This is a genomic window from Janthinobacterium foliorum, from assembly GCF_978021625.1.
The window spans coordinates 840,133-866,005 of record NZ_CDXDQE010000001.1 but is presented as its reverse complement, the minus strand read 5'-3'; the positions used below and the strand labels follow the sequence as shown (position 1 = coordinate 866,005).

Annotated in this window: 22 protein-coding genes and 1 pseudogene; 13 read left to right on the top strand and 10 right to left on the bottom strand. The window is 60.8% G+C overall.

Going from position 1 to position 25,873, the window contains the following annotated elements:
• Positions 1–40: 40 nt before the first annotated feature.
• The 5 genes from ACZ92H_RS03880 to ACZ92H_RS03860 all read left to right on the top strand — a co-directional run bounded on the left by ACZ92H_RS03880 (position 41) and on the right by ACZ92H_RS03860 (position 5,615).
• Complete coding sequence (locus ACZ92H_RS03880; protein WP_465047975.1) at positions 41–1,027, top strand: glycosyltransferase family 2 protein; 987 nt, start codon at positions 41–43, stop codon at positions 1,025–1,027.
• On the top strand, positions 1,021–1,386 hold the full coding sequence (locus ACZ92H_RS03875; RefSeq protein WP_465047976.1) for a GtrA family protein: 366 nt from the start codon (positions 1,021–1,023) through the stop codon (positions 1,384–1,386). Before ACZ92H_RS03880 ends, ACZ92H_RS03875 begins: the two co-directional genes overlap by 7 nt.
• Positions 1,383–2,234 (top strand): GNAT family N-acetyltransferase, encoded by an 852-nt coding sequence (locus tag ACZ92H_RS03870; protein WP_465047977.1) that lies wholly within the window; start codon positions 1,383–1,385, stop codon positions 2,232–2,234. The genes ACZ92H_RS03875 and ACZ92H_RS03870 overlap by 4 nt, the downstream gene beginning before the upstream one ends.
• Positions 2,224–3,036, top strand: coding sequence for a PIG-L deacetylase family protein (locus ACZ92H_RS03865; protein WP_465047978.1), 813 nt, complete (start codon positions 2,224–2,226; stop codon positions 3,034–3,036). Before ACZ92H_RS03870 ends, ACZ92H_RS03865 begins: the two co-directional genes overlap by 11 nt.
• A 71-nt stretch (positions 3,037–3,107) precedes the next feature.
• Positions 3,108–5,615, top strand: coding sequence for a hypothetical protein (locus ACZ92H_RS03860; RefSeq protein ID WP_465047979.1), 2,508 nt, complete (start codon positions 3,108–3,110; stop codon positions 5,613–5,615).
• 73 nt (positions 5,616–5,688) lie between these two features.
• Here ACZ92H_RS03860 and ACZ92H_RS03855 read toward each other — a convergent pair whose 3' ends face one another.
• Entirely contained in the window at positions 5,689–6,588 is a 900-nt protein-coding gene (locus ACZ92H_RS03855; protein WP_465047980.1) for a sulfurtransferase, read from the bottom strand.
• A gap of 213 nt (positions 6,589–6,801) precedes the next feature.
• On the opposite strand from ACZ92H_RS03855, the gene dnaE reads away from it, so the two are divergent.
• Positions 6,802–10,350, top strand: coding sequence for a DNA polymerase III subunit alpha (gene dnaE / locus ACZ92H_RS03850; RefSeq protein ID WP_465047981.1), 3,549 nt, complete (start codon positions 6,802–6,804; stop codon positions 10,348–10,350).
• A 63-nt stretch (positions 10,351–10,413) separates the two neighbouring features.
• On the opposite strand, the gene ACZ92H_RS03845 is transcribed toward dnaE, so the two are convergent.
• From ACZ92H_RS03845 to ACZ92H_RS03830, 4 genes are all read right to left on the bottom strand, one after another.
• Positions 10,414–10,644, bottom strand: coding sequence for a DUF6139 family protein (locus tag ACZ92H_RS03845; RefSeq protein WP_131372015.1), 231 nt, complete (start codon positions 10,642–10,644; stop codon positions 10,414–10,416).
• Between the two features lie 181 nt (positions 10,645–10,825).
• On the bottom strand, positions 10,826–11,821 hold the full coding sequence (locus tag ACZ92H_RS03840; RefSeq protein ID WP_131372013.1) for a VirK/YbjX family protein: 996 nt from the start codon (positions 11,819–11,821) through the stop codon (positions 10,826–10,828).
• Between the two features lie 55 nt (positions 11,822–11,876).
• Positions 11,877–12,323, bottom strand: coding sequence for a universal stress protein (locus ACZ92H_RS03835; protein WP_465052345.1), 447 nt, complete (start codon positions 12,321–12,323; stop codon positions 11,877–11,879).
• 187 nt (positions 12,324–12,510) lie between these two features.
• A complete protein-coding gene (locus ACZ92H_RS03830; RefSeq protein ID WP_465047982.1) occupies positions 12,511–13,332 on the bottom strand; it encodes a MipA/OmpV family protein in 822 nt (273 codons plus the stop codon).
• 157 nt (positions 13,333–13,489) lie between these two features.
• Between ACZ92H_RS03830 and ACZ92H_RS03825 the strand changes: the two genes are divergently transcribed.
• From ACZ92H_RS03825 to ACZ92H_RS03810, 4 genes are all read left to right on the top strand, one after another.
• Positions 13,490–14,176 carry a response regulator gene (locus ACZ92H_RS03825; RefSeq protein WP_465047983.1) on the top strand — a complete coding sequence of 229 codons (687 nt, stop codon included), beginning with the start codon at positions 13,490–13,492 and terminating at the stop codon, positions 14,174–14,176.
• Positions 14,173–15,561, top strand: a complete 1,389-nt coding sequence (locus ACZ92H_RS03820) for a sensor histidine kinase (RefSeq protein ID WP_465047984.1) — start codon at positions 14,173–14,175, stop codon at positions 15,559–15,561. The genes ACZ92H_RS03825 and ACZ92H_RS03820 overlap by 4 nt, the downstream gene beginning before the upstream one ends.
• A gap of 118 nt (positions 15,562–15,679) precedes the next feature.
• On the top strand, positions 15,680–17,263 hold the full coding sequence (locus ACZ92H_RS03815) for an ATP-binding protein (RefSeq protein ID WP_465047985.1): 1,584 nt from the start codon (positions 15,680–15,682) through the stop codon (positions 17,261–17,263).
• Position 17,264: 1 nt separating this feature from the next.
• Complete coding sequence (locus ACZ92H_RS03810; protein WP_465047986.1) at positions 17,265–17,873, top strand: response regulator transcription factor; 609 nt, start codon at positions 17,265–17,267, stop codon at positions 17,871–17,873.
• Positions 17,874–17,888: 15 nt separating this feature from the next.
• On the opposite strand, the gene ACZ92H_RS03805 is transcribed toward ACZ92H_RS03810, so the two are convergent.
• From ACZ92H_RS03805 to ACZ92H_RS03795, 3 genes and pseudogenes are all read right to left on the bottom strand, one after another.
• Positions 17,889–18,989, bottom strand: coding sequence for a glycosyltransferase family 9 protein (locus ACZ92H_RS03805; protein ID WP_131371995.1), 1,101 nt, complete (start codon positions 18,987–18,989; stop codon positions 17,889–17,891).
• 220 nt (positions 18,990–19,209) lie between these two features.
• Positions 19,210–20,373, bottom strand: coding sequence for an O-antigen ligase family protein (locus ACZ92H_RS03800; RefSeq protein ID WP_465047988.1), 1,164 nt, complete (start codon positions 20,371–20,373; stop codon positions 19,210–19,212).
• A gap of 301 nt (positions 20,374–20,674) precedes the next feature.
• Positions 20,675–21,913: pseudogene (locus tag ACZ92H_RS03795) on the bottom strand (malic enzyme-like NAD(P)-binding protein); the annotation flags it as partial.
• A gap of 206 nt (positions 21,914–22,119) precedes the next feature.
• On the opposite strand from ACZ92H_RS03795, the gene ACZ92H_RS03790 reads away from it, so the two are divergent.
• The 3 genes from ACZ92H_RS03790 (at position 22,120) to ACZ92H_RS03780 (ending at position 24,345) form a co-directional block, all read left to right on the top strand.
• The gene (locus ACZ92H_RS03790; RefSeq protein WP_131371986.1) at positions 22,120–23,145 is read left to right on the top strand and encodes a LacI family DNA-binding transcriptional regulator; all 1,026 of its coding nucleotides are present in this window, start codon (positions 22,120–22,122) and stop codon (positions 23,143–23,145) included.
• 109 nt (positions 23,146–23,254) lie between these two features.
• Positions 23,255–23,728, top strand: a complete 474-nt coding sequence (locus ACZ92H_RS03785) for a hypothetical protein (protein WP_465047989.1) — start codon at positions 23,255–23,257, stop codon at positions 23,726–23,728.
• 77 nt (positions 23,729–23,805) lie between these two features.
• Entirely contained in the window at positions 23,806–24,345 is a 540-nt protein-coding gene (locus tag ACZ92H_RS03780; RefSeq protein ID WP_465047990.1) for a hypothetical protein, read from the top strand.
• A 33-nt stretch (positions 24,346–24,378) separates the two neighbouring features.
• Here the strand turns inward: ACZ92H_RS03780 and ACZ92H_RS03775 are convergent, their stop codons facing one another.
• Together ACZ92H_RS03775 and ACZ92H_RS03770 are read right to left on the bottom strand one after the other, a co-directional pair.
• Positions 24,379–25,005 carry a LysE family translocator gene (locus ACZ92H_RS03775; RefSeq protein ID WP_465047991.1) on the bottom strand — a complete coding sequence of 209 codons (627 nt, stop codon included), beginning with the start codon at positions 25,003–25,005 and terminating at the stop codon, positions 24,379–24,381.
• Positions 25,006–25,090: 85 nt separating this feature from the next.
• Entirely contained in the window at positions 25,091–25,873 is a 783-nt protein-coding gene (locus tag ACZ92H_RS03770; RefSeq protein ID WP_465047992.1) for an AraC family transcriptional regulator, read from the bottom strand.

Here is a 25,873-nt window from a genome sequence, read left to right as displayed (position 1 = left end):
TGCTTTTGTTGTGTTCTTTATAATATTTTGGATGTGAAAAGTGAACGAAAACAAAGCAAAAATTGCTGTAGTAATTCCTAGTTATAAAGTTCGTGAGCATATTCTAGGCGTGATTGCAGGTATTGGCGCGGACGTGACACGCATTTATGTAGTCGATGACTGCTGTCCTGTCCAATCCGGCAAGTTTGTGCAACAGAATTGTCTGGACGCACGCGTTGTTGTGTTGCAAAACCCGGAAAATCAAGGAGTCGGTGGCGCCGTCATGACAGGCTATCAGGCCGCTATCGCCGATGGTATGGATATCATGATTAAGATTGATGGAGACGGCCAGATGGATCCAGCCCTTATCCCTTCCTTTATCGCACCGATCATCAATGGTGAAGCTGACTATACCAAGGGCAACAGATTTTATGATCTGGAAGAAATTCGCGCCATGCCCAAGGTCCGCTTGTTTGGAAATGCCGTGCTTTCCTTCATGACAAAATTATCGTCAGGATATTGGGATTTGTTTGATCCCACGAATGGCTACACCGCGTTACACCGTGATGTCGCACGACGTTTACCATTTCAGAAAATTAGCCGCCGTTATTTTTTTGAAACAGACATGCTGTTCCGTCTTAATACATTGCGTGCCGTTGTCATTGATGTCCCGATGGATGCCAAATATGGTGATGAGGTTAGCGGGCTAAAAATTTCCAGCATCGTTGGCGAATTTCTGCTCAAGCATGCACGTAATTTCTCAAAGAGGATTTTTTATAATTATTATTTGAGAAATATGTCGCTCGGCTCGATTGAGTTGCCACTTGGCATATTTCTGCTGATTTTTGGAGGCGTGTTTGGTGCGGTGCATTGGTTTATTTCATCGCAAACCGGCACATCCACCCCCGCAGGAACGGTGATGTTGTCCGCCATGCCCGTCATTGTCGGCCTACAGTTGGTGTTGGCATTTCTATCCGAGGATATTTCCTCTGTGCCACGCCGTCCCGTCCATCGTTCCGCCAGCGTAGAACGGCATCCAGGATGTTGATACGCAAGCAGTTTCTTTTTTTTGTAGGGGTCGGCTTGCTGTGCGCGATGATCGACATCCTGTTGGCAAAGCTGTTGGTGCATGCCGGTGTTCACTTCGGCGCCGCCGTGTCGATCGGGTTCTTGTCCGGGTTATTGGCCAACTACGTGCTGCATGCCAAAGTGACCTTCCGTGCGGTGAGTTCCAGAGCGACGATATTGAAATTTGCCGTCGTCGTGGCGATTAATTATATTATCACGATGATTTTCTCCTCCTTATCGGTACAATTGGCGGGTGATTTTATGGCAGGCAAGGTGCTTTCCCTGCCTGTAGTCGCAATCAACGGTTTTCTCTTGAGTAGATATTGGGTATTTCGATGATTACTTTTTCGCCCGTGCGGGTAGACGCAGAATCCCTGCTGCGCTATGAAGCGCTATTTACTGCATGCTTTTCCAGGCAGGATAAATTCGCACCGCGTGCTCTGGAGTGGCTGTATGCGCATAATCCCGATGGCCAGGTGGTTGGATTCGATGCATTTGATGGCGACAAGCTTGCCGCGCACTATGTGTGCATACCTGCTTCCTTGAGTGTCAACGGGAGCGTGCAAAAATCCTTGCTGTCGTTGAACACCGCCACGCACCCTCAATATCAGGGAAAAGGACTATTTACCAAATTGGCTGAAATGACTTACCAGGCGGCGGCAGAACAAGGCTACGCCAGCGTATATGGTGTGGCAAATGCGAACAGTACGCCTGGTTTTGTGCGCAAGCTTGGTTTTCAACTGGTTCAGCCACTTGAAGCGAAGGTCGGCGTGGGGGCGCTCGGCCTGGATTGGGACCGTGCCGCAAAAGATGCCCAGTTTAAACGCGTGTGGAGTCAGGAGTCGCTGGATTGGCGCTGTGCCAACCCGGTCAATCGAGTTCGCAGCAGCAACGCACATGCGCATATTGCCATTCATGCCCGGGCCTTCGGCAATGTCCTGCCGGCGTACGCCGAATTGCCCCCTACTCTGGCTTATCGCGCAGTACAACCAGCCAGGCCCTCGCCGCTGCGCTTGTACCTGGGATTGACGCCAAACTCCGCTGGTGGCCTGCGATCATATATGGACATTCCTCAGCGGTTTCGTCCTTCTCCGCTGAATTTGATTTTCCGGCCGCTGTCGGTGCAGGGCAAAGCATTGGATTCTGGAAGCATCTTATTTTCGTTCCTGGATTTCGATGCTTACTAAGAAGAATGCGCCGGAAATGTCTGGCACCGGGCATGCTGAGGCAGCGGTATCACTGTTCCTTTTTGCCCATCAGGATGATGAATTTGCGATTTTTCAGAAAATTGCAGAGGAAAAACAAAAGGGGCGACGCGTCGTATGCATCTATTTCACCAGCGGTGTGCCGGCAGGTGGCGATGCCACCTTGCGCAATGAAGAATCGCGTGGCGTATTGCAGGAATTCGGTATCGCCGCCAGTGATATCTATTTCGCTGGTGAGCAACTTGACATTCCGGATGGCGGCTTGCAGGAGCATATCTTTGTCGCTGCCGATTACCTGGAGACGCAGCTCGACCTGATGGGATCGCTTGCCAGTGTCTATCTCCTGGCATGGGAAGGCGGGCATCCGGACCATGATGTCTTGCATGCCTTTAGCCTGCATGTCTTGCATGACCGGGGGCTGCTGCCGCTGGTGCGCCAGTTTGCGCTTTATAACAATTGGCATTGCCCATGGCTGTTTTTTCGCGTCATGTCGCCGTTACCTGCGAATGGGCCAGTCGACGTGACGTCAATTTCTTGGAGGCAACGCATTCGTTTCCTGTCGTATTGTCTGAGATATCCGACCCAGCGTGTCACTTGGATAGGGTTGTTTCCTTTTGTGCTGTGGCATTTCGTCTTTAATGGGCGGCAACAGGTGCAGATGGCCAGCATCGCCAGAACCGCGCGAGTTCCACATGCTGGCACTTTATATTACGAAAAGCGCCGATTCTCGACCTGGAAAATGGTAGAGGCCAAGCTGACAGAATGGCTTGCCGCGCGTTCCTGATATTCATGACCTGATCGCAGTGCAACTGCGTTAGAAGCGACTGTTCCCATTATTTTATTGCCCATTTTTTCATGTCCATTTTTAGAAATCATCAATCAGCCCAAAGATTCGAATACCTGAAGCTTGCTCTTTTACTGATGGCCTTACTGCTTATTCCTATCGGTATCGCTGCCAAGCCGTCCGCGTTCAAGTTTTGGCATAGCAATATGTTGAATGATCTATGCATTTGGGCTTTCTCTTGCAGTGCTGGCGCGTTTCTGTTGCATATTTTCCGCGTACGCAACAAGGTGGCTATCCTGAGCGGCTTCGTACTGCTGTATCTAACCATTGGTATTGGCTGGGGGCAAAGTCTGGCCGTCGCCTATTTCGTACTTTCTGCTTATTGTGCCGGCCGCGTCATCCTGTATTTGTCCTTCAAGGCGGAACGCGCCGATTTTTTACTGATGGAGTCGCTGATAATCGGACTTGGCTGCCATCTGGCGGCGTTTGGCTTGTTGATACATTTTCCCTACAATAGGCTGAGCGTGTATGCGGCCATACTGAGTTTGCCCATTCTGCTAGCGTGCTTGTTGCAATTTCATGTCATTTATGGAGCGCAAGTGCCGGCCCTGCTGGCGCGGAATAGTCGTATTGCCGCCAGTGCCAGTTATCCACTGATGGCGCTCCTGATCTGCCTGGCAGGCTATATTGCGCGCTTTGCCCTTTTTCCTTCACTCGCCTACGATGACAATGCCACGCATCTGCGCATGTGGACCGTCCTGGCGGATCACCAGATCTACGATTTTGATGTACGTTCGCAAGTCTGGGTGGTGGCGCCATTTGCCGTCGATTTACTGCATGCGGTAGTATCCCTGCTGGCACAAACCGATGCCCGCCCCGCTATGAACCTGGCACTGGCGGGTTTTCTGTTATGGGGCATCTGGCGCTTGACCGCCCTTGTCAATCGTCACGTGAACCAGCGCTTGCTGGTGCTGGCATTGTTTATCACCACGCCAATTCTGACGGTGTTGTTGTCAAGCTTGCAAACGGAGTTGATGCTGGCGCTGCTGGCGGTGGCGGGAACCCTGCTGGCGTTGGAACGGCAAGCAGTTTTTTCGACAGCTCGTCTGGCGGCGGTTCTGATGGTCGCCGCGATGTGCGTTGCCACAAAGCTTCCCGGCGCCGTGCTGGGCCTTGCACTGCTGGCCACTTATGCGGGCGAATTGTATTTGCGCCGGCGACAGCGTATGGCGGTGCCGATCTTGCCGCAAATGCCTGGCCTGCTGCTGATTCTAGCGATTGCCGCTTTTGTTGCATTCCATTCCTATGTCTATGCCTACCACGTGACTGGTAATCCGGTTTTTCCTCTGTATAACGGCTACTTCAAATCGCCACTTTTTGGCGCATACAACTTCCTTGACATGCGCTATGTCAAAGGGGTGTCGTTCCAGAGTTATTGGAATTTATTTTTCGAAACATCCGCGCATTACGAGTCGAAAAATTACGTCGCCGGTTTCCAGTACCTTTTCCTATTGCCACTCGCGCTACTCACGCTGCTGTTGTATGGCCGCAAGCGCTCCGTCTGGCGCATTGCCGTTCCCATGCTGATTTTTGGGATTGTAATGTTCTCTGCGATGCAATATTGGCGTTATCTGTTCCCTGTCTTGCCCTTGGCGTCGGTCTTGCTCGGCGCGTTGTTTTATCGTGGCTATATAGCAAACCGGTCATCCTGGCACCACTATGGCGTGGCTGCGGCCGTGATGATTTTTGGCGCGGTGAATATTTATTTTTTGCCAGGCATCAATTGGTACTTTGATATTCCATTGCAGTCTATGTATAGCCAGGCAGAGCGGAACGCGGTTGTGGAGAAGCACCTGCCAGAACAAATCTTTAATGCGCAACTGAACCGTGATGCGCCGGGCGCGCGTGTGCTGTTTGCCAGTGCGCGTACGGCCGGGGCAACCTTGAGCGCCAGTCCTGCATATATCAATTGGTATGCGCCAGAGATACAGAGCAAGGCAGAAGCGGTTCAATCTCCTGAACAACTGACGGTGTTTCTGAAGCAAGAGAATATTCGTTATGTATATTGGAATCTTGCCGAGCCGTTTGATGTGCAAAATAAATTTGCCCATTTGCTGGGAAATCACCTCAGTCGCTTTGCTGTCCCTCTGCAAGTAAAAGGCCCCATCATCATGTATCGTCTGCAGGAGATGCCGGTCGCATTTACGCCGGTGCTGGATATCTCCGATTTCCGTGCGTACGGCCCGGAGGCTGCAAAGAGGGATTCCAAACTGACATCCGATGGGAAATTGCTGGTCTCTAACCTTTCATTTGCTGTGGAAAATTTTGCAACTGGCTCTGCGCAATCGGCACGGTATGCCGTTCGCCTGGCATGCCCGGCCAAAAAGGGTAGCTTGATCGCGCAAATTAACTGGAGTATCGGTGAGCCTTACTATCGTCTTGTGCAATGTAATGAGGGGGAGATTGACATGGCCGAATCGGTGCCAGTCCCTGCCGGGGCCGAGCGCGGCGTACTATTCCTGACTAGCCGCGATACTGATTACTTATTGGTGAAACAGGTTTCCGTGTCCCTGCGTTAATAGCAGAAAAAAGAATGGGAGCTGCGGCTCCCATTGTTGTCTAACGACTACCGCTTGGACGGCAGCGAGAATTTTACTTTCCGTAGCAATGCGGACAAGACACCTCGTACACGTACTCGGGCGCCAGCTGCTGGCGCGGCGTGACGACGGCGCGGCAGACGAAACATTGCACGGTTTCCGTCGGTTCCAGTTTCGGGTTCAGGGCCGTGCGGTAGTCGAAGACGAAGCAATCGCCCGTGTAGTGCTCGCCGCCCACTTCCTCGAAATACTTCAGGATGCCGCCGTCGAGCTGGTACACGCTGTCGTAGCCGATTTCCTTCATGTGGATGGCCGCCTTTTCGCAGCGGATGCCGCCCGTGCAAAAGGTGACGACGGTCTTGCCCTCCAGCTCGTCCTTGTGGGCGGCGGCCACGGCCGGGAATTCCGTGAACTTGTCGATGCGGTAATCGAGCGTGTTGTTGAACGTGCCCACGTCCACTTCAAATGCGTTGCGCGTTTCCATCATGACCACGGGTTTGCCCGCATCGTCGACGCCGGCGTCGAGCCAGCGCTTGAGCGTGTGCGCGTCGACGGACGGGGCGCGGCCCAGTTCCGGCTTGATCAGCGGCATGCGCATGGTGATGATTTCTTTTTTCAGCTTCACCAGCATGCGCTTGTGCGATTGCTCATTCGACAAGCTTTCCTTCCACTCCAGGTCGGCCAGGCGCGCGTCGCTGCGAACCCAGGCAAGAAACGCGTCGATATGTTCGCGCGTGCCCGACAGAAACATGTTGATGCCTTCCGGCGTCAGCAAAATCGTGCCCTTCAGGCCCAGCGCCAGGCATTGCTCCTGATACAAGGGGCGCATGGCCTCCGTATCGTCCAGCGTAATGAATTTATACGCTGCAATATTGACAAAGGTGGGGGCGGGCGCGGCGGCCAGCGGGCTGGCGGCGGCGGAAACGGCAGGTGTTGCTGGGGTGATGGCTTGCATGATGGCGATCGGCTTAGACTGAACAGCCGATATTATAAGCCCGGCGGGCCGGGCGGGATACCCGGCGGGCCACCTTGCGTCATGCCCGCCTGCCGTGCGCGGCAGGAATTTCTTGCCAGCAGCCTGGGTCCGCATCGCCGGTCCGGGGCCGCGACGCGGTAGAATAGACCCCATTGAATTTTGCAGGAAACGGTACACAGGATGGAAATGGTAATGCAAGAGGCCGGCGCTCCGGCAGGTTCACCGCAAGCGATGCAGCAAGCCCCGCAAGGTCCCGGATTTGTCCACTTGCGCGTGCACTCGGAGTACTCGATCGTCGATGGCCTGGTGCGCATCGACGACGTGGTCAAGGCGGCGGCCAAGGACAAGCAGGTGGCGCTGGCCGTCACCGACCTGTCGAACCTGTTTGGCATGGTCAAGTTCTACAAGGAAGCGCGCGGCAAGGGCATCAAGCCCATCGTCGGCGTCGACGTGTGGATCACGAACGACGACAACCGCGAAAAGCCGTCGCGCCTGCTGTTGCTGGCAAAGAACCGCATGGGCTATCTGCAGCTGTGCGAACTGCTGTCGACGGCCTGGCTGACCAACCAGTACAAGGGGCGCGCCGAGCTGCGCATCGAATGGCTGCAGGCGCTGGCGACGAATACCTATGAGCTGTATCCGGGCGAGAGCGCGGCGAACGGCTTGATCGCCCTGTCGGGCGCGCACTTCGGCGACGTCGGCATCGCCATCGAGAATGGCAACCTGGCGCTGGCCGAACGCAATGCGCAGCGCTGGGCCGAGATTTTCCCTGGCCATTTCTATGTAGAAATCCAGCGCGGCGGCCAGGCCAACCAGGAAGCGCAGGTGCGCCATGCGGTGGCCCTGGCGGCCAAGCTGGGCTTGCCCGTGGTGGCCACGCATCCCGTGCAATTTATTTCGCCAGAAGAGTTCATTGCCCACGAAGCCCGCACCTGTATCGCCGAAGGCGAAATGCTGGCCAACGCCAAGCGCGTCAAACGTTTTAACGACAGCCAGCGCTTCCTGTCGCAGGCCGACATGGCGGAACTGTTCGCCGACCTGCCGGCCGCGCTGGCCAATTCCGTGGAAATCGCCAAGCGCTGCAACCTGACCTTGACCTTGGGCAAACCGCAGCTGCCGAACTTCCCCACGCCCGAAGGCATGACGATCGACCAGTTCCTCGTCGCCGAATCGCAGGCGGGCCTGGAAAAACGCTTAGTACAGCTGTATCCCGATGCCGAGCGCCGCGAAAAGGAGCGTCCGCGCTACGAGTCGCGCCTGAAGTTCGAGACGGATACGATTTGCAACATGAAGTTCCCCGGCTACTTCCTCATCGTGGCCGAGTTTATCCAGTGGGCCAAGGAAAACGGCGTGCCCGTCGGCCCTGGCCGCGGTTCGGGCGCCGGTTCGCTGGTGGCCTATTCGCTGCTCATTACCGACCTCGACCCGTTGCAATACAACCTGCTGTTCGAGCGCTTCCTGAACCCAGAGCGCGTCTCGATGCCCGACTTCGATATTGACTTTTGCCAGGAAGGGCGCGACAGAGTCATTCAGCACGTCAAGGATTTGTATGGCAAGGAGGCCGTCTCGCAGATCGCCACCTTCGGTACCATGGCGGCCAAGGGCGCGATCCGCGACGTGGGCCGCGTGATGGATTTCGGCTACAACTTCTGCGACGGCATCTCCAAGCTGATCCCGTTCAAGCCCGGTAAACCCGTGTCGATCGCCGACGCCATCGAGGAAGAGCCGCTGCTCAAGGAGCGCCTGGAAAACGAGGAAGAGGTCAAGCAGCTGCTGGACCTGGCGCAGCAGGTCGAAGGCATCACGCGCAATATCGGCATGCACGCGGGGGGCGTGCTGATCGCCCCGGGCAAGCTGACGGATTTCTGCCCGCTGTACACGCAGGGCGGCGACTCGGGTGTCGTGTCGCAGTACGACAAGGATGACGTGGAAGCCGTCGGCCTCGTGAAGTTCGACTTTTTGGGTCTGACGACCCTCACCATTCTCGACCGCGCCGTGCGCTACATCAAGCAGCTCGATCCGGCGCAGGCGAACTTCGACCTGGCGACCTTGCCGCTGAACGACAAGCCATCCTACGACCTGCTGACCAAGGCCAAGACCGTGGCCGTGTTCCAGCTGGAGTCGCGTGGCATGCAGGGCATGCTGAAAGACGCCCGTCCCGACCGTTTCGAGGACATTATCGCGCTGGTGGCCCTGTACCGTCCGGGCCCGATGGACCTGATTCCCGACTTCTGCAAGCGCAAGCACGGCGAACGCTTCGACTATCCCGATCCGCGCACGGAATCGATTTTGTCCGAAACCTACGGCATCATGGTGTATCAGGAGCAGGTGATGCAGATGGCGCAGATCGTCGGCGGCTACTCGCTGGGCGGCGCCGACATGCTGCGCCGCGCCATGGGTAAAAAGAAGGCCGAAGAGATGGCCGAGCACCGCGAGATCTTCCGCGCCGGTGCGGCAAAGGATGGCTTGACGGCGGAAAAGGCCGACGAGATCTTCGACTTGATGGAGAAGTTCGCCGGCTACGGTTTTAACAAGTCGCACGCCGCCGCCTACGCCTTGCTGTCCTACCACACGGCATATTTGAAAGCGCACCACACGGCCGCCTTCATGGCCGCCAACTTGTCGCTGGCCATGGACGACACGGACAAGATCAAGATCCTGGTGGAAGACTCGCTGGAAATCTGCAAGCTGACCTTGTTGCCGCCAGACATCAACGAGTCCGATTACCGCTTCACGCCAAGCGGCGCGGCGCCGTCCGTGAGCGGCAAGAAAGTCACGCAGATCCGCTATGGCCTGGGCGCCGTGAAGGGGTCCGGCCAGAACGCCATCGAGGCCATCATCGCCGCGCGCGAGGCGGGCGGGCCATTTACCAGCCTGTTCGATTTCTGCAAGCGCGTGGACAAGAAGCAGATCAACCGCCGCACCATCGAATCGCTGATCCGCAGCGGCGCCTTCGATTGCCTGAAGGTCGATCGCGCCATCCTGCTGGCGTCCGTGGCCTTCGCCATGGAATGCGCCGACCAGGCGGCCAAGGCGGCCAACCAGGTGAGCCTGTTTGGCGGCGACGACAGCGACATGGTGGCGCCGCCCGAGTACGTCAAGGTGCCCGCGTGGACGGATAAACAGCGCCTGACGGAAGAAAAGATCGCGCTGGGCTTCTATCTGTCCGGCCACCTGTTCGATTCGTATGCGCCCGAGGCGCGCCGTTTTGCCCGCACGAAACTATCTGAATTGTCGCCGTCGCGCGAGCCGCGCATGATGGCCGGCGTCATCACGGGCTTGCGCACGCAGATGACGCAGCGGGGCAAGATTCTCATCGTCACGCTGGACGACAAGAGCGGCACGGTGGAAGTGACGGTGTATGGCGAATTGTTTGATGCCAACAAGAAAATCTTCAAGGAAGATGAATTCCTCGCCGTCGTGGGCAAGGTGTCGGAAGACCGTTTTTCGGGCGGCTTGCGCATTACGGCCGAGAGCGCCTTCGACATCATCGCCGCGCGGGTGCAGTATGGCCGCCAGCTGGGCCTGGTGTTGCCGGCCACGCTGGACGCCAAGCGCATCCGCGACGTGATCCTGCCGCACCGCGCCGAGACGGGCCTGCCGATCGCCGCGCGCGTCAGCCCGCAAGGCGTCAGCTGCGTGCTGCAGTTTGGCGAGGAGTGGAAGGTGGCGCCATCGGATGAGTTGCAGACGGCGCTCGAGCAGATGCTGGGCGCACAAGAGGTGGCGGTCGAATACTGATCGGCCAGTCGCCCCGCATGGAACAAAGCCAAACCGGAGACACTCGGGTTTGGCTTTTTTTGTTTACATATCTTTCAGGCCCGTGATCGCGTAGCCCTTGGCGGCGATCTGCTGGTGCGGCTGGTCGATATGGTAGTCAGGCAAGGCCTGGGCATCGTCGGCCACTTCGCTGGCGCGCACTTCCAGCTGCCAGTCGGTATTCGTGACTTCTTCAGGAATGATCTTTCCTTCCGGCACGGCGAGATAGGAAAAAATGCCGTCGTGCTCGGCCCGGCGGTAGATGTCTACGCGCATGAATGCCTCCTAGTAAGCGTTGGGGGAACCGGTGCACTGGACGTGCCTTCCGATAGCGCTAGCGTAACAGGATTGTGGGACGGGTGGGTTTCAGGCGTGTGCCGCAGGGGCGGGGAAGTAGTGCGGATGGGGTGGCTGGCGATGACGCGGGGGCGGGGCGTCGTGTGCTTGCCGGGGGAAGTCAGGCGATGGCGGAAGCGTAGTCGTCGTCGAGATCGGGCGACTGGCGCAGATCGTTGGCGGCTGCCGTGGCGTTGGCCATGGCGACCTGGGCCAGGTTGCGATGGGCGTCGAGGCCGCTACGCAGGCTGCTGATCATCGCCAGCGTCAGTTCATGGCGCTTGCGCACTTCCGAGCGTTTTTTCGAGGGAATGTCTTCCATGGCGGGCAAGCGCAGGTTTTCGCATGGCAAATCAAAATCGCCATCCGGGCGTGCTTGCGCGCCAAGTTCTTGCCACAGGGTATTGTAATCGGCGAACAAACGGCCTTTCTTGGCGGAATGGTGCACGGTACGGTTAGCGTTGCCTACCAGAATCATGTTGCGGCAGCCATGCTCATGTCCCAGCTGGCGCACGAGGCGCACCATCAGGGCCTTGGGACGCATGCCATGCAGGTCGCGCGTGGCGTCGCGCACGCGGCGCAAGCCTTCCGCGCCACGCGGACCCTGCAGGCAGCCGATGCCCACGCCCATGCTGGCGCGCGCGCGGGAACCGAAGAAGGTGAAGGCGACGGAATAGATTACGTCATTGCCGTGCGCCAGTTGCAGGACCATCTCGCCTTCGCGGTCCATCGGTTGCAGCGAGCACAGCTGCAGATGGTAGGGCGCGCCCGATTTTCCCGCTACCGTCCCCAGCCGTACTGGCGCATGGGCCGCCTGGGCCATCAGCCTGCCCCAGCCTTGCTGCAGAATGAAATGATAGTGTTCGACCAACAAGGTGACGCGCTGTTGGCAAGACAGGTTTTTGCTCAGGTAGTGGCGGTAGATCTTGTGCATCAGGCGGGGATACGCTTGCAGCAGATCCGCAAAAACGGGATGGGAGTTGAGCAGTTGCAGCCAGATGCGCGTCTGCCGCTGCTGCAGCCGGGCCCGCAATTGCAGCTTGAGCAGCTCACGCACGCGGGAGAAGCCGGGGGACATGTTGGTGAGACCAGCATGCAGGGTAATTGCTTGTGTCATCAGGCACTTTCCATGGTGAATGAGAAATACGGTAGGGGCTGCCGGCGGCGATGGCTCAGGCTGGAGGCGGTCCGCTCATGCCGTCCGTATCGGCCAGCAGCACGGTGGCGCAGCGCGTGGCGCGCGCCAGCTTGCGCGCCAGGGTGCCGGAAAAGCGGCGCTGCCACGGGCTGTGCTTGAGGGCCGGCAGGACGATTTCATGGCAACCCAGCAATTCAGCCGTGTCGAGTATCGTGAAAAGCAGTTCGCCAGCGAAAATGTGGGTGCTGAAGGCAATATGCGAACGGCTCAGGTACAGACCCGCCTCGTGCATCATCTGCTGCGTTGCCGGGTCCAGCGTGCCGCCGTCACCAGCGCTCTGCTGCGGCACGCCGTCCGCAGGCTGGAGCGGTGCGGGCGTCACGTGCAGCAGGCGAACGCCCACCTTGATGCCCCATTCCAGCAGGCGCTTGGCGTAGCGCGCGCCATATACGATGTCGCTGGCGTGCTTGACTGGCAGCAACAGCAGCAGCGTATCCTGGCTACAGGCGACCGCGGCGCTGTCTGGGGCGCGGTGGCGTTGCGGGGCAGGACGCGATGCATGCATGGAAGAGCTGGTATGGGAGGGAAAACCGTGCCATCTTATCTACGCCGCCTGGCCCTGTAAATTGGCGAAACAGCGTACGGGTTTCCCTTATGCCGCCTGTTTTTCAGTAGCGATAGGTGACGTAGACGGCGGCGATCGGCGCCGTCTTGCGCTGCACGATGGGGCTCTTGGCCGCATCGCCCAGGCGGCGCTCCACGCCGACCAGGGTATTGACGCCCCAGCGCGCATCGATGCGGTGCTCCCAGTTGACGGTGGCCTGTGCTTCATAGAAACCGCCCTTGGGCGTGTATTGCTTGAACGCCGTATTCGCCGCCTGCGTCGCCGTCACGCCATACATCGTCTGCACATACTTGCGCTCGCCCCAGCCCAGCTGTCCGCCGATGGTCACGCTGTCTTGCTGTGCGCCCTTGGCATCGGCCCGGCCGTAGATCTGGCCGCTGGCGCCAAAATGCACGTTCGCGCCGTTTTCCCGGTTGGACAGGGGAATGTCGCTGGAAACGTTCAGCAACAGGCCTGGCAGCGGTGAATAACTCGCGCTCAGCAGGGCGCTGGCATTGCCCTTGACTTCGCCCATGCCCTTCAGGAAGTCGCTGCCGCCCCAGCCGTTGATGCCCTTGCGCTTGTGGTCTTCGCGGTTGCCGCGATAGCCCAGCGCCGCGCTGTAGCTGAAGGGCCCGGCCTGGCCGCCGTAGCCGATGCCGCGCGAGGTGCTGATGAACAGGCCATTGGCCATGGCGTAGTCGAGAATGATCAACGGCGAGGCGGACAGCTTGTCGGAACCGGAATAGCTGGAAATGGCGGCGACACCGCCACCGATGGTGAAGACATTTTCCGGTGCGGGCTCGGCGGCCGCAGCGGCCAGCGGATTGAGGATCAGGCCGCTGGCGAGGGCCAGCGAGGTCAGCAGGGTAGTCGGTGTGTGCATGGCGTTTTCCGTCAGGTGGAGAACCGAGTCCGGAGTGGCTCGATTGACTGCGCACAGTATCGTCCTGTGCCATGAAGGAAAAATGAGCCTTTTATGAAGATTGCATGAAGGCGCCGTCTTTACCTATTCTTCAGCTTGTGATGGTTTAATAGCACGCATGAAAATACTGCTGATAGAAGATGACATGGACCTGGGCAATGGCGTGCGGATCGCCTTGCGCGACCAGGGCATGCAAGTGGTCTGGGTGCGCAGCCTGGAAGATGCGGCGCGCAGTATCGACCACGACAGTTGCGAACTGGTGCTGCTGGACCTGGGCTTGCCCGATGGCGACGGCCTCGACCTGCTGGCCCGCTTGCGCGCGGCGCGCCTGCCCGTATTGATCCTCAGCGCCCGCGATACGCTGGAGCAGCGCCTGCGGGGCCTCGATGGCGGCGCCGACGATTATCTGGTGAAACCGTTCGTCCTCGCCGAATTGCTGTCGCGCGTGCGCGCGCTGGCACGCCGCAGCTATGGCTTCGATGGCGACACCATCGAACTGCGCGGCTTGCTGCTGCAAGTGCCCACGCGCCGGGTCAGCGTGCACGGCCGTCCCGTGGAATTGACGGCCAGTGAATATGCGCTGCTGAAAACCTTGCTGATGCGCGCCAACCGGGTCATCACGCGCCGCGTGCTGGAAGAGCATATCCTGCCTGGCGGCCTGGCCAATGCCAGCAATACCCTGGATGTACATATGGGCAACTTGCGCCGCAAGATAGGCGAAGGCTATATCCGTACCGTGCGCGGCGTCGGCTATGTCATCGACCAGCACGGCGATACGCCCGTCCAGCCGGGACCTGGCGCATGATGGTGCGTTTCTGGGCCATGCTGCGCCGTCCCACGCTGGTCCGCCGCCTGATGATCGCGCAGATGCTGATGCTGAGCGTGCTGTGGAGCCTGGCGGTGGCCTATGTGCTGTTCGAGGGCACGGGGGAAGCGAGCAATGTGACGCGCGGGGTCTTGCACGCCATTATCAGCGTGACGGACAACCTGGCCGACCAGCCCGCGCGCCAGGAGCAAAGCCTGCGCGCCATCGACGAAGCCTTGCGCGAAGAGTTTGAAATGGGACAAGTGCCGGAGCTGGCGCCACGCATCCTCGTCTGGCGCGAGGGCCAGCTGGTGTACAAGTCGCCGAACGCGCCCAGCGGCATCCGCAGCGCCGGTCCGGAGCAGATGGAAGTGGTCTACGTCAAGGGACAGGCCTGGCGCAGCCGCAGCCTGGTCGAGGGCGCCACGCGGGTGACGGTGCTCGAGGTGGGGGGCGCCTGGCAGTTTTTCATCACCATCAATTCTCGGGGTTACTACTTGCTGCCACTGCTGATCAGCCTGCCCTTCCTGTTGTTGCCGGCCTGGCTGTCGATCCGCCTGGCCATGCGGCCATGGCGCAAGGTGGCGCAGGAGGTGGCGTCGCGCGGACCGCAGGATTTGCGCCCGCTGGCGTTCAAGCCGCCACACGGCGAACTGGCGGCGCTGGTCGACAATATCAATGCGCTGCTGCAGCGCGTCGATACGAGCGCGGCGCGTGAACGCAGCTTCATCGCCGATGCCACGCATGAGCTGCGCACGCCGCTGGCGGCCATGCGCGTGAACGTCGAAGCCTTGCAAGGCCAGACGCATGATCCGCGCCAGCAGGAGTTGCTAGACGGAATTTTGAACAGCGGCAATCGCGCCGCGCGTCTGGTGGGGCAGTTGCTGCAACTGACGCGCAACGAGGTGCAGGCCGAAGGCGGCGAGCGCCAGCCACAGGTGCTGGATGTCTTGTTGCAGGACCGGCTGGCCGCCCTGTCCGGGCTGGCGCAGGCGGGCGATATCGAACTGGAGCTCCTGGCCAGCGTGTCGCTGCGCGTGCCGGGTCAGCGCGAGAGCCTGGTGTCGCTGATCGACAACCTGGTGGAGAACGCCATCAAGTACAGTCCGCGCGGCAGCAGCGTGACCGTGTCGCTGCATGCGGAGCGCAGCCAGGCCGTCCTGCACGTGGCGGACCAGGGACCGGGCATCGCGCCTGCCCTGTATGAGCGCGTCTTCGACCGCTTCTTCCGCGCCCCCCAGCAGGGGCAGCCGGGCAGCGGCCTGGGCTTGTCCATCGTTGCCTCGGTGGTGCGTCAGCATGGCGGGTCGATCCAGTTGCATCGGGGCAGTGGCGGCATCGGCTTGCTGGTGGAAGTGCGGCTGCCGCTGGCCGGCGGGGACTAGCAACGGCAGACGCGCGGGAGTGTTGCATGAAAGGTAATAACTATGCCTATAACGCAATGCCCCATGGCGTGGCGCGCGCCTGCGATGCATAATGCGGGACAGTCAGAACACACCATCCATGCGCCCATCCCTGTCCTCCTACCTGCAGTATCCCGCCTTCGTCGGCCTGTATCTCCTGTTCGACTGGGCCACGTATATCGATCCGATGTACGGGCTGAACATCACCCCTTGGAATCCCGATCCGTCGCTGGGCCTGGTATTTTGGCTGATCCATGGGCGCAAGGCCGCCTTGCCCTGGTTTATTGCCCTGCTGGCAGGCGAAGTGCTGGTGCGCGGCATGCCGGCGGGGCTGCCGCTGACCTTGCTGTGCTCGGTCTGGCTGGTGCTCGGTTATGGCGGTATCGGCGAGGCATTGCGCCGCGGTTTCAGCAGCAGCGACATCTTCGACAACCGCCGCCGCCTGAGCAGCTGGGTGGCCATCGTGCTGCTGGGCACGATGTTCAATGCGCTCGGCTACATTTCGCTGCTGTCGCTGACGGGGCGCATCCCCGTCGGCGAATGGGCGACGGCAGTGTTGCGTTTTGGCATAGGCGATACGGTGGGCATCGTCGTGTCGATGCCGCTGATCTGGGTGCTGGTCAGCGAGCGTGGCCGCGAGCGCCTGCGCACGACCGTCTGGCGCTGGGAAACCCTGGCCTACCTGGCATTGGCCAGTTTCGTGCTGTGGAGCGTCTTCGGCTCCATCGTCCGCTCCGAATACAAGCACTTCTATTTCCTGTTTCTGCCCGTGATCTGGGCCGCGTCGCGCCAGGGCCTGCATGGCGCCGTGCTGGCCGTGTTCGTGTTGCAGCTATGTATCATCACCCTGGTGAAATGGTCGCATGCGGTGAATATCCAGTTCTATGAATTGCAGCTGCTCGACGCCGTGCTGGCGCTGGTGGGCTTTTTTATCGGCATCGTCGTCGATGAGATGCGCCAGGTGGCCGATGAGCTCAAGCATACGATGCGCCTGGCGGCGGCCGGCGAGATGGCCGCCGCCCTGGCGCATGAGCTGAACCAGCCGCTGACGGCCCTGTCGACATATGGCAAGGCCTGCGAATACCTGCTGGAGCGGGGCGAGAGCGGGCCCTTGCTGCAAAGCGCCGTCGGCCACATGATCGTCGAGTCGGGGCGGGCGGCCGACGTGGTGCGCCGCTTGCGCGATTTCTTCCGCACGGGCGCGATGCAGCTAGAAGCGGTGGAGGCCAGCACCCTGATCGCGGGCATGGCGCGTCAGTTTACGCCGCAGTTCCATGAGCATGGCATCGAGCTGGTGCTGGCGCCGCCGTCGCCGCTGGCCGTCAACGCCGACCGCCTGCAGATCGAGCTGGTATTGCGTAATTTATTGGCCAATGCCCAGGATGCCGTGCTGGGCCAGCCGCGTGGCCAGCGCCGCGTCACGGTGTCGGCAGAGCAGCTCGAAGGCGGACGGCTGCGCCTGTCCGTGGAAGACAGCGGACCAGGCATTTCCAACAGCCTGGCGGCGCGCCTGTTCGAGCCCTTCGTGTCGTCCAAGGCCAGCGGCCTGGGACTGGGCCTGGTACTCAGCCGCGCCATTGTCGAAGCGCATGGCGGCCAGCTGTGGGCTGAAGTGGGCAAGCATGGCATTTTTCGTTTTGTCCTGCCCCTGGCGCGCGCCAGTGCGGCCGCAACAGGAGAGTAGGGTGACAAGTAACCTGACCGTGTTCATCGTGGATGACGACCCGGCCGTGCGTGATGCGCTGGGTTTGCTGCTGGGCGTGCGTGGCTATCGCACGGCGCTGTTTTCCTGCGGCGAAGATTTCCTGCAAGGCTGGCGCCGCGAATGGGCTGGCTGTTTGCTGATCGATATCCGCATGTCGGGCATGGATGGCTTGAGCCTGCAAGCGCGCCTGCTGGAACTCGGTTGTTTGCTGCCCGTCATCATCATCACGGGGCACGGCGACGTGGCGCTGGCGCGCCAGGCGTTCAAGGCGCAAGCCAGCGACTTCCTGGAAAAACCGTTCGACCATGACAAATTGCTGGCGGCCATCGATGAAGCGTTCTCGCGCGAGGCGCATGCCCGTGGCCAGCTGCTGCGCCAGGTGGAAGGCCAGGCCTTGCTGCGCGCCTTGACGCCGCGCGAGCGGGAAGTGATGCAATTGGTGGTGACGGGCCAGCACAACCGCGACATCGCGCCGGCGCTGGGCATTTCCGTGCGTACGGTGGAAGTGCACAAGGCCCGCCTGATGGACAAGCTGGGCGTCGATAACGTGGCCGACCTGGTGCGCATCAGCATGCTGGGCAGCGACTAGCGCTTGCCGCTGCGTTCAGGCGATCGCCTTCAATACCTGCTCGACTGAAATGGCCTTGACCCAGTCGCTGCGTCGCGCCACCGTGATGACGGTGCTGTTCTCGCTGTCGAATGGCGCCCATTCCGGGCTCTTCTTGCGCATCAGCGCAACCACGGGCACATGCACGGCGTTCGCCAGATGCATGATCGATGTTTCCACCGAAATGATCAGATCGCATTGTGCCAGCATGGCGGGCAGCTGGAAAAAGTTGTCGACGGCACTGAAGGCTTGCGTCCGCGGCAACTTGTGCGCTTGCACGACGGCATCGACCTTGGCCAGTTCCTGCGGCATGGCATTGATGAGGAAACAGGCGTTCGCCCATTTCGGCATTTTCTGCATGCGGGCGATCAGCTCGGCAATGCGTTCCAGCGGCCAGCTGCGCTTGTGCGACTTGGCAAACGGATTGAGCAGGATGAGCGGCCCCTGGCGCGGCGCGAAGCCCCATGCGGCCAGCTGCTCCTGCGCTTGCTGCAATGCCTGTTCGGGGATATGCACGAACGGATAGCGCTCGGCGACGGGAATCTCGAGGCCCGTCAATTGATGGAACCAGTCGGCGTACACGCTGCTGATATGGTGCTCGCCGGCATCCCGGCCCGCATACGAGACCAGCACGGCATCAATCTTGCGATACGCCAGGTAATGCCAGGGGCGCAGGGGACTGAAGGGCTTGCGCGTGCCGATCACCAGGCCGTTCGGACTGATCTCGCGCGCCAGGTCCGCATATTGCTGCGGCCGCACGTGCGCCAGCGACACGACGATAGGGTAACGCTCCGCCTTCGCTTCGCGCAGTGACTCTTCGTAGAGCGCCGGGCTATAGGTCTTGCGGTAAATCTTGGCGAACAGGCCCGACTGCTCGACCCAGTCATACAGCGAATAGGTGCGCAGTCCTTCCCATTGGCTGGCGTCGGAGGTGCGCCGCACCTCATCGACCCACAGGTGGATCTGCACATGCGGATAGGCCGCGGCAAAGGCGCGAAAACCATTTTGCAGATAGGTGAAATCTCCCAGCGCCAGATGGGCGATAAAGAGAATCTTGTCCGACTTTTGCAGCAGTTCGGGAGGAATCAAAGGCGTCATGTATCAGTACGGGTTCAGGTATTCATTCGATGGCGGTGAGCCACTGGGCGGGAAAATGCCAGGCGATACAACCGGCATGCACGCCACGTGCATCGAATAGTTGTCAGTCATTGCCGCTTTTTAGTATTTTCCCGTGTGACAATACCATGATACAGCGTAGCCGCTCAAATGTTGATAAACAATGACAATTGACGACGCGTTGCTTCCTTGCACAGGCGTGTCAGCTGCTGCGTTCTTGCCGGCGCAGCTGCGCCCACAACATGACCATGGGGAACACCAGCATGAAGATACCGATATTCAAGGTCAGGGAACTGGTGGTCAGTCCGAAGATCGGATAACAGATACATAGCACCACGCCGGCGAGGGCAAACGGCCGGCTTGCGGCATTGCCACGGCGCAGGGCCTTCACGAACAGGGTCAGCGGCAGGAAGAACAGCGCCAGCAACGCTGCCAGGCCGATGAGGCCACGCTTGACGAGGGCATCGATGTAATCGTTGTGGGCATTGGTGTGATGAAGGATCATCTTGTCCATCTCGCCTTCGTTCGCCAGCGTTTGCTTGGCCGCCATATAGCCATCGCTGCCCAGGCCGAGCCAGACATGCTCGGTGGACAATTCGAGTGCCGTGCGCCACATTTCAATGCGCTGCCCGATCGAGGTGGTCACGTTGTCGCTCTGCTTGAATTTCTGCAGATCGTCGACAGCAAATGCAACCCGTTCACGCACGGGCGATTCGGGCAAGGCATACGCCAGGACGGACAGCGCCAGAAAGGCCGCCAGCACGATGGCCATATAGTGTTTGCCACGGCCCTGGGTGTAGTGAAAGGCGTAGAGCAACACGCAGACCGGCAGTACCAGCCAGCCGCCGCGGCTGCCGCTGATGATGGAGCCGGCCACGCCGGCCAGGCCGCCGGCGATCAGCAGCAGCGTCCAGGCCGTGCGATGGCGCTGCTGGCGTGCCCAGCCCAGCCCGCACAGGGACAGCATGCCCAGCAGGATGCTGACGTTACCGTAGTGAATGGCATTGCTGGTGGCTGCCTGCGGACGTTCCATGTGCAGCGCGCAGAATTGCCAAACGGCCAGTGCCGTACCGGCGATGGCGCCGATGGGCAGGCCTGCCCACCACGCGGCCGGGCGCGGCGGATAGGCCAGCAGCACCAGCAGCACCGGTATGGCCAGCAGGGTACGCGAAGGCATGTCCAGCTCGCGCGCCTGGTCGCCGTGGTACAGCATGTTGAGCGTATAGATGAGGAAATATCCCAGCAGGGTGGCAATGAGCAGATAGTCGCGGCGCTGCAAATGCAGTTGCGGACGCTTCCAGAGCAGCAGCAAGCTGCTCAGCAGCAGTACCAGGGCACCCAGCGAATAGCCACTGGTGACGGCCAATGCCAGAGCAAAGAAAAGAAAAACGCAAACAGAGGTCAAGCCGAGCATGGGATCCTTGGGTAGTGCGCGCCAGCATCATCGTGGCAACTGTGGCAACAGAAAGCAGGCGCCATTGTAATCGAAGGTCGTTGTGAAATCCGCCGCCAATTAGTTGCTGTTCTCATATAGTTTGACTCTTCCCAAGGGCAAAACGAAAAAAACCATGGTTTTTAGCCATGGTTTTTTTGTAAGCAATGGTAACTATTGCTGTTTTATTGCATGAAAATCAAGCCTGGTAACAGCATCAGGCGCCGGTCGGCACGCGTGTCGCCACGCCCGTGTCGATGGCCGCTTGCGAGACGGCGGGCGCGACCCAGCTGCGCAGGCGCTCGTCGAATGGCGACGGGATCAGCTGCAGCGGCGTCAGGGCGCTGCTCTCGTGGCCCGGCAAGGGTTCCTTGGCCAGCGCGGCGATCGCGCGCACGCAGGCCAGCTTCATTTCCTCGTTGATCGTCGTGGCGCCCACATCCAGTGCGCCGCGGAAAATGTACGGGAAGCACAGCACGTTGTTGATCTGGTTCGGGTAATCCGAGCGGCCCGTGGCAACGATGGCGTCGTCGCGGACGGCGTGCACTTTTTCCGGGGCGATTTCCGGGTGCGGGTTGGCCAGCGCGAAGATCAGCGGCTTGGCGGCCATCGATTCGACCATCTGCGCGCTCACCACGCCGCCCTTCGACACGCCGATGAAGATATCGGCGCCGACCATGGCGTCGGCCAGGTCGCGGTCGCTGGTGTCATTCGCGTAGCGCGCCTTGTTCTCTTCCATGTTGGCATCGCGGCCCGGGTAGATCACGCCCTGGCTGTCGCACACTTTCAGCAGCGACTTGTTCAAGCCCAGCGAGACCAGCAGGTCCAGGCAGGCGATCGAGGCCGCACCGGCGCCCGAGACGGCCACCTTGACGTTGCCGATATCCTTGCCCACCAGTTCCAGGCCGTTCAGGATGCCGGCCGCGACGATGATGGCCGTGCCATGCTGGTCGTCGTGGAACACGGGGATGTTCATGCGCTTGCGCAATTGCTGTTCGATGTAGAAGCAGTCGGGCGCCTTGATGTCTTCCAGGTTGATGCCGCCGAAGGTCGGCTCCATGCGCACCACGGTGTCGATGAACAGGTCGGGATCGTTCTCGGCCAGTTCGATGTCAAAGACGTCGACGTCGGCGAATTGCTTGAACAGGCAAGCCTTGCCTTCCATCACGGGTTTGCTGGCCAGCGGGCCGATATCACCCAGACCCAGCACGGCGGTGCCGTTGGTGATCACGGCCACCAGGTTGCTGCGCGAAGTGTAGGTGCCGGCCGTGCGCGGGTCTTCCACGATGGCTTCGCACGCAAAGGCCACGCCCGGCGAGTACGCCAGGGTCAGGGCGCGGGCGTCGCCCAGCGGTTTTGTGGGGGTGACGGAAATCTTGCCTGCGCGCGGTTGCGCGTGATAGGCGAGGGCGGCTTCCTTCAGGTTGAAGGTTTCGCCGTTCTGTTCGGCGTGCTTGCTGTGGGAGGTAGACATAAGAATTCTGGGAAGGGCAACCAGGCCCGAGTGATCAATCCGAGCCATGGTATGCAAGCGTTTGCACGCTGTCAAGGCTCGATTGCGGCCAAGCCGATCAAAACCGCTTTGAAGAAGGGCGTTATCTCAATGCAAGCGTTTGCTCGGTTTTTGACGATCCCGGGGATTTCTGCGATAAAATCGGGGGATTGCGATCCGGGAAGCCCATGACAAACAAGAACCCCACCTTAAGCGACGTTGCGCGGGCCAGCGGCGTGCATTTTTCCACCGTGTCGCGCGTGATGAACCCGCAAACGCGGCAAATGGTCAGCGCCGAGGTGGCTGCGCGCGTGCTGGTGGAAGCGAACCGTCTCGGCTACCGCCCCAACCGCGCCGCCTCCACCCTGGTCACGCGCAAGTCGCGCATCATCGGCGTGGTCTTGCCCGATATTACCAACGCCGTTTTCCCGCCCATCCTGCTGGGCATCGAGGAAGGCCTGCGCAAGCATGGCTATCTGGCCATCGTCGCCAACGTGGGCGCCGACGAGGAAGAGCAGCTGTTCGTCATCAACCGCCTGCTGGGGCAGCAGGTCGATGGCCTGATCCTGGCCACGGCGCGCCGCCACGATCCCATCATCCAGATGTGCATCGACCAGAACGTGCCGCTGGTCATGGTCAACCGCAGCGACGACACGGGCGGCGCTTCCTGCGTCGTCAGCGACGACCTGGTGGGCATGCGCCTGGCCGTCGAACACTTGCTGGAGCAGGGGCACCGGCATATCGCCCACATCGCCGGCCCGGAAAACCTGTCCACGGGCCACATGCGCCGCATGGGTTTCCTGGCCGCCATCCAGTCCAGCGAGCTGGATCCGTCGCACGCCTTTGTCTTCGAGAGCAGCGGTTATTCGCGCGAGTGCGGCAAGGCGGCCCTGCTGGAACTGCTGCGCCAGTCGCCGCAGACGACGGCCGTGGTGGCCGGCAGCGACCTGATGGCCATCGGCTGCTACGACGCCATCCGCGAACTGGGCTTGAGTTGCCCTGAAGATATTTCTGTCGTGGGGCATAACGACATGCCCTACATGGACATGATGCGCCCGCCCCTGAGCACCATCCGCATCCGCCACCATGGCATCGGCACGGAAGCGGCGCGGCTGATCCTGCAAGCCATCGAATCGCCCGACGCCGCCGTGCTCGACGTGCGCCTGCGCCCGGAACTGGTGGAGCGCGAATCGACGGCGCCGCCGCGCGCCTGACACCTTCTTGCCCTTCTTTCGGCTGAGTATGTTTAAATCTTGATATTGATAATTATCAAGACAACGCCATGCAGACGAGAGCAAAGCAAGCCCGACAGGGAGGCCGCTGATGCCAAAAAACTTCGGCATGCCCGGCAACGCCTGGCGCTATGCGCTGGGCAGCGACTATGGCTATTGTTCGCCCTTGCTCGACGGCATCGAATTCGAGAACGAGTGGGTCACCATCCGCGAGTCGGCGATCCGCATCCGCGCCGGCTATGCCTGGGATGGCTGTTCGCCCTGTGTCAGCGTGCTCGGCCTGTTTTATGTGGGCACGCCCGATGGCGCGCAGCACCTGGGCTTGCCCGCCACCTATCATGCCAGCCTGGTACATGACGTGCTATGCCAGTGGCGCGCCGAGATTCCCGTCACCCGCGCGCGCTCGATCGCCATTTTTCACCAGTTGCTCAAGGAGGTGCGTTTTCCCCTGGCTGGCCTGTATGCGGGCGCCGTCCATCTCTTCGGGCCACGGCGTTTCTTCCGGCCACCTGGCGAAGCGGGTGCCACGGCCGCGCCACCGGCCTCCCGCCAGGCGCAACATTAAAGCGCCCGGCGCGCCGCCGCAGGGGCCGCATGGTGTTAAACTGGCGCCCCTCATCGTTTCTCTTGCCCTCGATCGCCATGACTAAAACCAACACGCCCACACCCAAACGCCGCGAAGAGGGCGTCGCCAAGCTGACCGTCAATCCTTTCCTCGACGCCGAGTTTTATGCGCGCATGCGCGATTACACGGAACGCGACGCTGCCATCATCAAGGAATTGAAGGCGATCGCCGAGATCCGTGCCGGCAACAAGCAGCCCGATCCGCGCATGGCGCCGTCGCTGCAAGCATTGCGCGATACTGTCAAGAAAGGCCTGACGTTTGGCGAGATGCTCGACCGCATCGCCGCCGGCAAGGAAAAAGGCCTGTGGGAGCCATGGATGAGCACCTTCGGCATCGAGATCCGCGCCGTCAACTACGGTGCCGGTCCGCGCAACGCCTGCCTGGTGCTGGACCTGGCCGCCAACGCGCCTGCGCACGCCATGTTCGCCAAGGCCGGCGTGCAGAACTGGCGCAGCCTGGCCGCCGACGACTGCTCCGTCGTGCGCTCGGAAAAAGCCACGGAAACCACGCCCTTGAAAGTGTATGCCGTGTTTTACCTGGACCCATTGCCAGCCTGATCCGTCGTTAATCCGTCGCACATCCGTCGTTAATCAGGCGCTGCTGGCCACCTTCACCAGCAGCAGCGCCGCCAGCAGGATCAGCATGGCGCCGGACAGCCGTTCCAGCGCCGGCAAGGCGCGCGCAAAGCGCTGCCGCAGCGAGGCGTTGCCGATCGCCAGCGCCACCGCCATATCCCACGCCAGCACGGCGCACACCATCCACATGCCGTACAGCACCACCCAGCCGCTGCTGGTGTGCCGGCTGGCGACCACGGACGCCAGGCTCACATAGAACAGCGCATTCTTCGGATTCAATATCGCGGAGAGAAATCCCATGCCCAGCCCCGCGCGCCAGTGCGTGGTGCCCGATCCGGCCGAATCCGCCATTTCCAGGCCACTGCCGCCCGCATGGCGCAAAAACAGCCAGCCCAGGTACAGCAGGTAGGCGCAGCCGGCCAGCTGCACGGCGATGAAGAGCCGGCTGCCCGGATGCAGCACGGCCACGCCGCCAAACGCCGCCACGATGAAGACGCCATTGGCCAGGGTAATGCCGAGGCAGGCGCCCACGGCGCCGCGCCAGCCCTGCGCCAGCGCGCTGCGGGCGACGAGGAAGAAGTCGGGGCCCGGCGACAGCAGGGCGAGAAAATGGGCGGCGGCGATAAGAAGAAAATCCTGCATGAAGCGCGGCTCCGGCAATGGCGATGCGCGAGTATGCGGGCATGGCGGGCCGCGCGTATTGAAGAATATTGCAGGCGGCGGGGGATCAGCTGCGGTAGCGCCCCGGCGTGATGGCCGCATGGGCCTTGAAGACGCGCTGCAAGTGGCTCTGGTCGGCAAAGCCCAGTTCGCAGGCGATATCGGCCAGGGCGCCGCCCGCCTGCAAGCTGTCGCGCGCGCGGTTCACGCCCAGGTTCAGCTGGTAGGCATGCGGCGTCATGCCGGTGGCGGCGCGGAAGGTCCTGATCAATTGAAAACGGCTCATGCCCGCCAGGTGCGCCAGGTGCGCGAGGCTGGCCAGCGGCTGCGCCTGCAGCGCCTGCAGCACGGGGCGCAGTTGCGCGGGGATGACGGCCACTGACGAGGGCAGGCAAGCCGCCCCGCTGGCATCGGCGCAGGCATGCAGCAAGGCCAGCAGCGCGGCCTGCTTGTCCGCCACGCTGGCTGGCGAGAACAGCAGCGCGTTCACGGCGCAAAATTGCGCGTACAGGACAGGATCGCGCAGCACCCTGGCGCTGTCCGTGCACAGCTGCGGCACGTGCGCATGCAGCCATGTCGCATCCAGATGCAGCATCTGGTAGCTCCAGCCGGCATCCGGCAAGGGATTGCAGGCATGCACGCAGCCGGCCGGCACCAGCACCAGGCTGCCGGGGCTGAGCGCGCTCTGGCGCCCATGGCTGCCCGTAAAGGTGCTGCCGCCCGCGTCGACGGCGCCGATGGAAAACGTGGGATGGCTGTGCGGCTTATAGCAAGCGCGGCTGTGACAGGCGCGCCGGCTTTCCACGTGGGGGAGCAAGGGGTCGCGCCAGAAGGCGGTGCTGCCCGGCAT